Origin of the sequence: Bradyrhizobium algeriense (assembly GCF_003062295.1) — a bacterium.
Classification (GTDB): Bacteria; Pseudomonadota; Alphaproteobacteria; order Rhizobiales; family Xanthobacteraceae; genus Bradyrhizobium; species Bradyrhizobium algeriense.
The window spans coordinates 23,752-31,844 of the sequence record NZ_PYCN01000049.1 but is presented as its reverse complement, the minus strand read 5'-3'; the positions used below and the strand labels follow the sequence as shown (position 1 = coordinate 31,844).

The 8,093-nt window shown below is 61.4% G+C and carries 7 protein-coding genes and 1 pseudogene; all 8 read right to left on the bottom strand.

Annotation, left to right across the window (positions count from 1 at the left end):
- Window positions 1-238: 238 nt before the first annotated feature.
- Window positions 239-526, bottom strand: a complete 288-nt coding sequence (locus tag C7G61_RS44220) for a hypothetical protein (RefSeq protein WP_145963773.1) — start codon at window positions 524-526, stop codon at window positions 239-241.
- A gap of 301 nt (window positions 527-827) precedes the next feature.
- A pseudogene (locus tag C7G61_RS39135) lies at window positions 828-2,461 on the bottom strand (acetolactate synthase large subunit).
- Window positions 2,458-3,003 (bottom strand): peptide-methionine (S)-S-oxide reductase MsrA, encoded by a 546-nt coding sequence (gene msrA / locus C7G61_RS39130; RefSeq protein ID WP_108522947.1) that lies wholly within the window; start codon window positions 3,001-3,003, stop codon window positions 2,458-2,460. Before msrA ends, C7G61_RS39135 begins: the two are co-directional and overlap by 4 nt.
- A gap of 216 nt (window positions 3,004-3,219) precedes the next feature.
- Complete coding sequence (locus C7G61_RS39125) at window positions 3,220-4,419, bottom strand: adenylate/guanylate cyclase domain-containing protein (RefSeq protein WP_108522946.1); 1,200 nt, start codon at window positions 4,417-4,419, stop codon at window positions 3,220-3,222.
- Window positions 4,420-4,589: 170 nt separating this feature from the next.
- Complete coding sequence (locus tag C7G61_RS45220; RefSeq protein WP_190242191.1) at window positions 4,590-4,763, bottom strand: hypothetical protein; 174 nt, start codon at window positions 4,761-4,763, stop codon at window positions 4,590-4,592.
- A gap of 93 nt (window positions 4,764-4,856) precedes the next feature.
- On the bottom strand, window positions 4,857-5,300 hold the full coding sequence (locus C7G61_RS39120; protein ID WP_108522945.1) for a PaaI family thioesterase: 444 nt from the start codon (window positions 5,298-5,300) through the stop codon (window positions 4,857-4,859).
- Window positions 5,297-6,571: a cytochrome P450 gene (locus C7G61_RS39115; RefSeq protein ID WP_108522944.1), complete on the bottom strand. Its 1,275-nt coding sequence runs from the start codon at window positions 6,569-6,571 to the stop codon at window positions 5,297-5,299. Before C7G61_RS39115 ends, C7G61_RS39120 begins: the two co-directional genes overlap by 4 nt.
- A gap of 39 nt (window positions 6,572-6,610) precedes the next feature.
- A complete protein-coding gene (locus C7G61_RS39110) occupies window positions 6,611-7,882 on the bottom strand; it encodes a cytochrome P450 (RefSeq protein ID WP_108522943.1) in 1,272 nt (423 codons plus the stop codon).
- Window positions 7,883-8,093: the final 211 nt, after the last annotated feature.

Genomic DNA, 8,093 nt, shown 5'->3' with positions numbered 1-8,093 from the left:
AACTCGTAAAACAGTGCCGCCTGGTCGACCTGCCGAGGACCCATCATCGATTCAAATCTCCACCCACTAAGGGGAAATGAATCAGCGATCTCCTTCGGCTTCAACAGCCGAGTTTTTCAACAAAATCGGCACCTTTGAGACATGCCCGCCTATCCTGCGAATGTCCGTTCACCGAGGGTAGACCGGAAGTCGCCGTCATTCGGTCAAACCGACGCGATTGACCCATAGCTGCCAATACTCAATCCGGGGGCGGATGCAGTAAATGCCATTTTTCACGCGCGGTTTTCTTTGATCCTCCGCGCCGAATTTCATCTTCGCTAAAATCCTTCCAGTACCGGTGTGTACAATATAGCCCGGACAGCCAAAGAAAGACGAACACCAGAACAAGCGGACCAATCAAGTTCTTCGCGAACTCGGTTGGATCGACAATCTTCAGCAGGCAAATCAAGGCGAGACATAGGGCTCCACCAATCGCGAAGCCTCGCGCTCTTAACCGCCAAACTCGGACCTCATCTGCAACAGGCATCCCTCTTCCTTAGAGCACTAGATCGATTGAGTTCCCATCAAAGCCTATAGCTGTCCCTGAGACATTGGCCGACGAGCGTTAAAGAATGCATGAAAACCCAGGCTAAATTGAACTCCGATGTCGCCTTTTGGCACTTGGAAGACATGCCCGCCTATCCCGGGAATGTCCGTTCACTGGCGTGGACCGGAAGTCGCCCAGGTCTAGTCAAACCGACGCGAACGACCCAAAAGGCTACGGCTCCACTTGCGTTCGCTACGATGCGCGGCGCCACAGGGAAACGGGGCGACCGACGCAGGGCCATTCACCTGGCCTGGACTACCGGGTGTAACTCGTTGACGAGCACGCGCATGTTCTCGCTGTAGTCGACGGGCACCACGACGAGATGCACGCCGCCTTCGGCGAAGGCAGCTTCCAGCATGGTCGAGAGTTCGGAGGCCTTGCCGACGCGGGAGCCCTTGGCGCCGTATGACTTCGCATAGGCAACGAAATCAGGATTGCCGAACTCGAGGCCGAAGTCCGGAAACGCATCGACTTCCTGTTTCCAGCGGATCATGCCGTAGGCGCGATCCTCAAGCACGAGCACGACGAGGTTCAGCTTGAGCCGCACCGCCGTTTCCAGCTCCTGCGAATTCATCATGAAGCCACCGTCGCCGCAGACGGCGAGCACGCGCCTGTCCGGATGGATCAGCGACGCTGCGATCGCCGACGGAAGACCCGCACCCATGGTCGCGAGCGCGTTGTCGAGCAGCAGCGTGTTGGCGACGCTGGTGCGATAGTTGCGGGCGAACCAGATCTTGTACATGCCGTTGTCGAGGGCAACGATGCCGTCCGGCGGGATGACCTGGCGGACGTCGTGCACGATGCGCTGCGGCGTCAGCGGAAACCGATCCTCCGTCGACCGCTCGGCGAGGTGGGCAAGGATCCCTTCCCGCAAACCCAGCAATGCCTGACCATTGGGGAGCTTGCCTTCCAGGCTATCGGCGAGGCTTGCGAGGCCCGCACCGACGTCTCCGACGATCTCCGCCTGCGGGAAGTAGACCTGTTCCACCGTCGCCGGCGTGGCGCCGACATGGATAACCTGCGGTCCATCATGGCCCATCAGGAAAGGCGGCTTCTCGACGGTGTCGTGGCCGATCGAAATAATCAGATCGGCCTGATCGATGGCCTCGTGAACCCAATCCCGCTCCGACAGCGCGGCCGTGCCCATATAGAGATTCGAGCCGGCATTGACCGCGCCCTTTCCCATCTGGGTGTTGAAGAATGGAATCCTGCATCGTCGCACGAACGCCGACAGCGGCTCGGCGAGTTGCGGGCGGCTCGCCGCGGCGCCCAGCATGACGAGCGGTCTGTGGGCAGCCATGATCATGGCTGCGGCGCGTTCGATGGCCGCAGCAGGCGCGACTGGACGATATGCGGGGGAATGATTTCGGCCGCGGCTTCGTCGGCCGCGACGTCCTCGGGCAGTTCGAGATGCACGGGGCCCGGCCGCTCCTGCTGCGCGACGCGGAAGGCGTCGCGAACCAGGGTCGGAATACTCTGCGCGGAGACGATCTGAGTCGCCATCTTGGTGAGCGGCCGCATGGTCGCGACGATGTCGACGATTTGGAAGCGCGCCTGGCGGCTGCTTCGGATCGCCTTCTGTCCTGTGATCATGACCATCGGCATCGCGCCCAGATGCGCGTAGGCCGCAGCCGTCGTCAAATTGAGCGCACCGGGACCCAGCGTCGTCAGGCAGACGCCCGCACGCCCGGTGAGACGCCCGTAGGTGGCCGCCATGAAGCCGGCGGCCTGTTCGTGCCGCGTCAGCACAAGCTTGATCTTCGAGCGCCGCAGCGATTCCAGCACATCGAGATTCTCCTCGCCAGGAATGGCGAAGATGTACCCGACACCCTCGTTCTCAAGGGCGGCCACCAGCAGATCGGAGGCTTTTGTCATGCGACTGAGGCTCCGCTTGCGCCTGTTGCAGCTTTCTCCGCCCGATGCGGCAGCGTCCATTCCGGCCGAATGAAGTGACAGGTGTAGCCGTCAGGATATTTTTCCAGATAATCCTGATGCTCCGGCTCGGCCTCCCAGAACGGTCCGGCAGGGGCCAACTCGGTGACAACCTTGCCCGGCCAAAGGCCGGAAGCATCGACATCGGCGATGGTGTCTTCCGCGATCCGCTTCTGCGCGTCGCTGGTAAAGAAGATGGCCGACCGATAGCTCGCGCCCCGGTCGTTGCCCTGGCGGTTCAGCGTCGAGGGATCATGGATCTGGAAAAAGAACTCCAGCAGCTTGCGATAGCTGATGGTCTGCGGATCGAAGGTGATCTCGATGGCTTCAGCGTGATTGCCGTGGTTGCGATAGGTCGCGTTTGGCACCTCGCCGCCGGTGTAGCCCACCCTGGTCGAAATCACGCCGGGATACCGGCGCAGCAGATCCTGCATACCCCAGAAGCAGCCGCCGGCAAGGACTGCGCGTTCCGCCGAAACTGTCATGTCTGTTCTCCCTGGTTTGTTGCGGTCGTCCGTCGCCAGCTCTATCAAGGTCGCATATTGGGGCCGAACGATGCAAAAGCGCAAATATCAAATGAAACCTCTGGTTTGCCGAAAAATCGCGGACGAGAAATCACCGAAACCGACATTCGCTGATAGTAGTCGCTTGACGAGTTCGATCCCTTGGGAGCGGTTCGGCATCTGACGACAGATCGGCATTCAGCCGTGATACGCAAACAGCTCGATCGGGTCGTTGAAGCCGCGCACCGGATGTTCGCCGACGTGTTCGAGATCGAAATCGCGTTCGACGAAGTCGGCGAACGCGCGGGACAGCAGCACGGTTCTACCCAATTGTTTGGTGAGGGTTTCGAGACGCGAAGCCATGTTGACCGCAGGACCGATGACGGTGAAGTCGAGCCGGGTGCGCGACCCGATATTGCCGTACATGACGTCTCCGACGTGAACGCCGATGCCGTAATTCAGCGGCGCACGACCGGTTTCGCCATTCTTTTCGTTCAGGGCAACCATGGCCTGACGGGCTTCCGCCACGGCATGCAGCAGATTTGCGCAGGCCTGCGGCTGGCTGAGCGGAAAAATGGCGAGCAAGCCGTCGCCGATGAATTTCAGAATTTCTCCGCCATGTCGCGCAATCGGCTCCGACATCGCGTCGAAATAGCCGTTCAAGAGATCGATGACGTCATCGCGCGGCCAGTTGTCGGAGATCCGGGTGAAATCACGTAAGTCGCAGATCATGATGGCGGCGCGTACCGTCGTTCCGCTTCCGCGCCTGGTGGCGCCGGCCAGGATCAACTCGCCGGCATGCGACCCGACATAGGTTTCGAGCAGCGTTCGCGCCAGGCGGTTCTTCATGCGGATTTCGCTGACCAGCGCCAGAACCGGCAACAGTTTTAACAGGCGGGCAATATGCGCGTCGTCGAAACCACCCGGCCGGTCGGTTGCAAAGGTCACGATATGCCGCTTGCCGAGCGTATGGTACAGCGGCCACGCCACATAGTCGGTCAGGCCTTTCGCCCGCATCTCGTCATAGATGGCGTGCTTGCGGCCGAGCGCGGGATCGCGTTCGAGATTCTCGCGCACCTTGGCGGCACCATCAAGGATTTCGTTGGCGGGACTACCGATGTATTCCGATCGCTCCCTGACATCGTAGTCGACCCTCGCAAGCTCGGCCTCGCGCATCCCGTCAGCCCACATGATCCGGGCGCCAAGCCATTGCGGATGGTAGATCAGGAGATGAAGCGTCGCCCGCTTGACGGGAATGCCCGCTCGCTGTAGCCGGACACACAGCTCGGCGAAAATATTGTCAATGAAGCGCTCATCGCGCGTCTCGTTTGTCAGCCAGTGCACGACGTCGCTGTCGGAATGCTCGGCGACGGGATCAATGTTTGGCGGCGCGTGCATATCTTGCTCCCGGGCAGTGACCTTGATCGACGGTACGGGATATGTCGTGTCCCTGCTCGACGGCGTCAATGGCGTCCGCCGCAGCCTGCTTTGCGCGCATCGGGCTGTCGGAGGGGGCCGCGTGCCCGGCATCAACGATCTGTTGCAGCGCCGTAGGCGGCGGGCTGCAGCTAGGATCGCCGTTTGGTCTTCGAAAGTCTGAGGGCCGGGTTGGCCGTGTGATGCTCAACGACGCTTGCGAGGTCGGTGCCGATCACCTTCAAACGGCCGGTGTGAGCGGACACCAGCGAGCCGATCATCTCGTCGAACACGCCGCCCACCTCGACGTTGAGGTGCGAATCCACGACGCCCGCACGCGACAGCTTTGCGACCGGCTCACCATTCGCAGGCAGCGATTCCGTGACTTCGATGAACAGTCGATCCAGCGAGTCGCGGGGTCACGCCCGGAGCTCGCCCGGCAGATCCATGGCGCGCATCGTGGCGGTGCCGAATGCGCAGAGTGTCTCGGACGTCTGGCTCTTGGAGAAGACCTCGACGGTCGCAACGCCGATCGACCCCGACATCTTCAGGGTTTTGGCGCGGGCGATAAGCTCGATGCCGTCGGCGGGGCTGAGGAAGTTGACCTTGATCTCGACGGTGACGCCGATCTTGCCCCTGGGCAGGCTTGACGTGATAGCGATCCCGGCGGCGTGATCGGCCAGGGCCGTGATGATGCCGCCGTGAAAATGGCCGAAGAACCGCAGGAGGTCGTCGCGGCGCGCCAAAGCGATTTCGGCATGCCCGGGCTTGATGGCCACGATGCGGAAGCCCGCCGCGCCCATGAAGCCCTTGGCGTTGATCGCCTCCGCGAGCTCAGGCGGATTCAGCTCAGTGCCCGTCATCCGGGAATGCGGACCGGAAGCTGCTCGATGCCGCGCACGAAGGAGGAATAGACCCGCTTCGGCTCGCCGACCACTTCGATGCGGTCGAAGCGCTTGAGCATTTCCTGCCACACGATCTTGAGCTGCAGCTCGGCGAGCCGCATGCCGACGCAGCGGTGAATGCCGAAGCCGAACGACAGATGGGTGCGCGGGCGGGCGCGGTCGATGATGAACTCGTCGGGACGCTCGATGCCTTCCTCGTCGCGGTTGCCCGAGACGTACCACATCACGACGCGGTCGCCCTTTTTGATCTTCTTGCCGCCGATCTCGGTGTCGACCAGCGCGGTGCGGCGCATATGGGCGAGCGGCGTCTGCCAGCGGATCACTTCCGGCACCATGGAATCGATCAGGGCCGGATTATCGCGCAGCTTCTGGTATTGATCCGGGTGCTCATTCAGCGCCAGCACCGAGCCGCTCATGGTGTTGCGGGTGGTGTCGTTGCCGCCGACGATCAACAGGATGATGTTGCCCATCAGATTGTCGGGATCCATGTGCCGCGTCGCATCGCTGTGCGCCATCATCGACAGCAAGTCGTTGCGCGGCGGCGCGTTGACGCGCTCGTTCCAGAGCTTTGAGAAATAGGCGTAGCACTCGTCCATCTCCTGGCGCCGCTGCTCGGGCGATTCCACGACGCCGCTCTTGGGCAGCGCGGTCGAGACGTCGGACCAGCGCGTCAGCTTGCGCCGCTCCTCCCAGGGGAAATCGAACAACGTCGCCAGCATCTGTGTGGTCAGTTCGATCGAGACGCGCTCGACGAAGTTGAAGGTCTCGTTGCGCGGCAAATTGTCCAGCACCTTTTGCGAGCGCTCGCGGATCAGTTTTGCCAGCTCATCCAGATGCGTCGGTGTGAACATCGGCGACACCGTCTTGCGCTGCGCCGAATGCCGCGGCTGATCCATCGCGATGAAGCTTGGATAGTCATAGCCGGGCGGCACGTCTCGGATCGAGATGCCGCCGAGTGTCGAGTCGGAAGAGAACATGCCGTGGTTGGTATCGACATGCATGATGTCGTTGTACTTGGTGACCGACCAATACGGCTCGATGGGCGAGTTGGTGCAGTAATGCACCGGCTCTTCCTTGCGCAGCCGCTCGAACCACGGCCACAGAGTGTCGTTCTGGAACAGCCTTGGCGCACCGGGATGAAAATCCTTCAGCGGCGTCGAATAGGCCTCTTCACGCGCGGCGCGCAGAAGCTCTTTCCTGTCGGCTCTGATGGCGGTCTGGACGTTCATTTTTCGATCATCCCAGGTGATGGGGCCAAGTGCCAAGGTTTAGCCGGCGATCCGGACCGGCAGGGTCTCGTAGCCTTTGACAAAACTCGAATACACCCGCTTGGGTTCGGCGACCATCTCAATATTCTCGAAACGCTTGAGAATCTCTTCCCAGATGATCTTTAGTTGTAGTTCGGCCAGCCGGATTCCGACGCAACGGTGGATGCCGAAGCCGAAGGAAACGTGGGTACGCGGCCGGGCGCGGTCAATGATGAAGTCGTAGGGACGCTCGATCACGTCCTCGTCACGGTTGCCCGAAACGTACCACATCACCACCTTGTCGCCCTTCTTGATCTGCCTGCCGCGGAACTCGATGTCTTCGAGTGCGGTACGGCGCATGTGGGCCAGCGGCGTCTGCCAGCGGATCACCTCGGGGACGAAACTGTCGATCAGGTCCGGATTGTCGCGCAGCTTGCGGTACTGGTCCGGATTCTTGTTCAGTGCATAGATGCTGCCCGACAGCGTGTTGCGGGTGGTGTCGTTGCCGCCCACGATCAACAGGATCAGATTGCCGAGGAAGTTCTTCGGATCCATGTCGCGGGTGGCGTCGCTATGCGCCATCATCGACAGCAGGTCGCTCTTCGGCGGCTGGCTGATGCGCTCCTTCCAGAGGCGGGCGAAATAGGTCGCGCATTCCATCAGCTCTGCCTGGCGTTCTTCCTCTGACGCGACGAGGCCGCCGGGGCCGGGGAGGGTGGTGGCAACATCGGACCAGCGCGTCAGCTTGCGGCGGTCTTCCCAGGGGAAGTCGAACAGCACGGCGAGCATCTGCGTGGTGAGTTCGATCGAAACCTGGTCGACCCAGTCGAACACGTCGTTCTTTGGAAGGTTGTCGAGGCATTCGGCGGAGCGCTTGCGGATGTTGATCGCGAGCTGATCGAGATGCGTCGGCGTGAACATCGGCGCCACCGTCTTGCGCTGCGCGGAATGGCGCGGCTGGTCCATGGCGATGAAGCTTTCGCGGCGCAGGTCCGGCGCGATGTCGCGGATGGTGATGCCGCCGAGCGAAGCCGCCGACGAGAACACCGCATGGTTGGTCTCGATGTCCATGATGTCGTTGTATTTGGTCACCGACCAATACGGCCCGAACATGCTGTCCTTGCAGTAGTGCACCGGATCTTCCCGGCGCAGCCGGTCGAAATACGGCCAGAACGAGTCGGTCTTGAACAGCTCCGGATGGCTGACGTCGAAATCACCGAGCGGAATCGACTGAGCCCGTTCGCGCGCGGCACGCAGATGGGAATCTTCGGCGAGATCGATGGTTCCGTGCATGAGCACCTCCCTGACTGTTCCCCCGCCGAAGCATGCCGGAGGGGTGATGTTTTACCCTATTACATCCCGAGCCGTGCGCCGGCGCAAGGACGAGTTGGGTGCATTTGGCCGCATCGACACCGGCCCGGGCGCCGGCCATTCACCTCGTGACAAGCGCATTTCCGAAGACTAAGTCTGTTTGAAACAACGTTTAACTCGCCGGGAGGCGACC

Bases quoted from the DNA above. Each gene is read 5' to 3' on its own strand.
- C7G61_RS44220 (WP_145963773.1), bottom strand. From the start codon at position 526: ATGCCTGTTGCAGATGAGGTCCGAGTTTGGCGGTTAAGAGCGCGAGGC.
- msrA (WP_108522947.1), bottom strand. From the start codon at position 3,003: ATGACAGTTTCGGCGGAACGCGCAGTCCTTGCCGGCGGCTGCTTCTGG.
- C7G61_RS39125 (WP_108522946.1), bottom strand. From the start codon at position 4,419: ATGCACGCGCCGCCAAACATTGATCCCGTCGCCGAGCATTCCGACAGC.
- C7G61_RS39120 (WP_108522945.1), bottom strand. From the start codon at position 5,300: ATGACGGGCACTGAGCTGAATCCGCCTGAGCTCGCGGAGGCGATCAAC.
- C7G61_RS39115 (WP_108522944.1), bottom strand. From the start codon at position 6,571: ATGAACGTCCAGACCGCCATCAGAGCCGACAGGAAAGAGCTTCTGCGC.
- C7G61_RS39110 (WP_108522943.1), bottom strand. From the start codon at position 7,882: ATGCACGGAACCATCGATCTCGCCGAAGATTCCCATCTGCGTGCCGCG.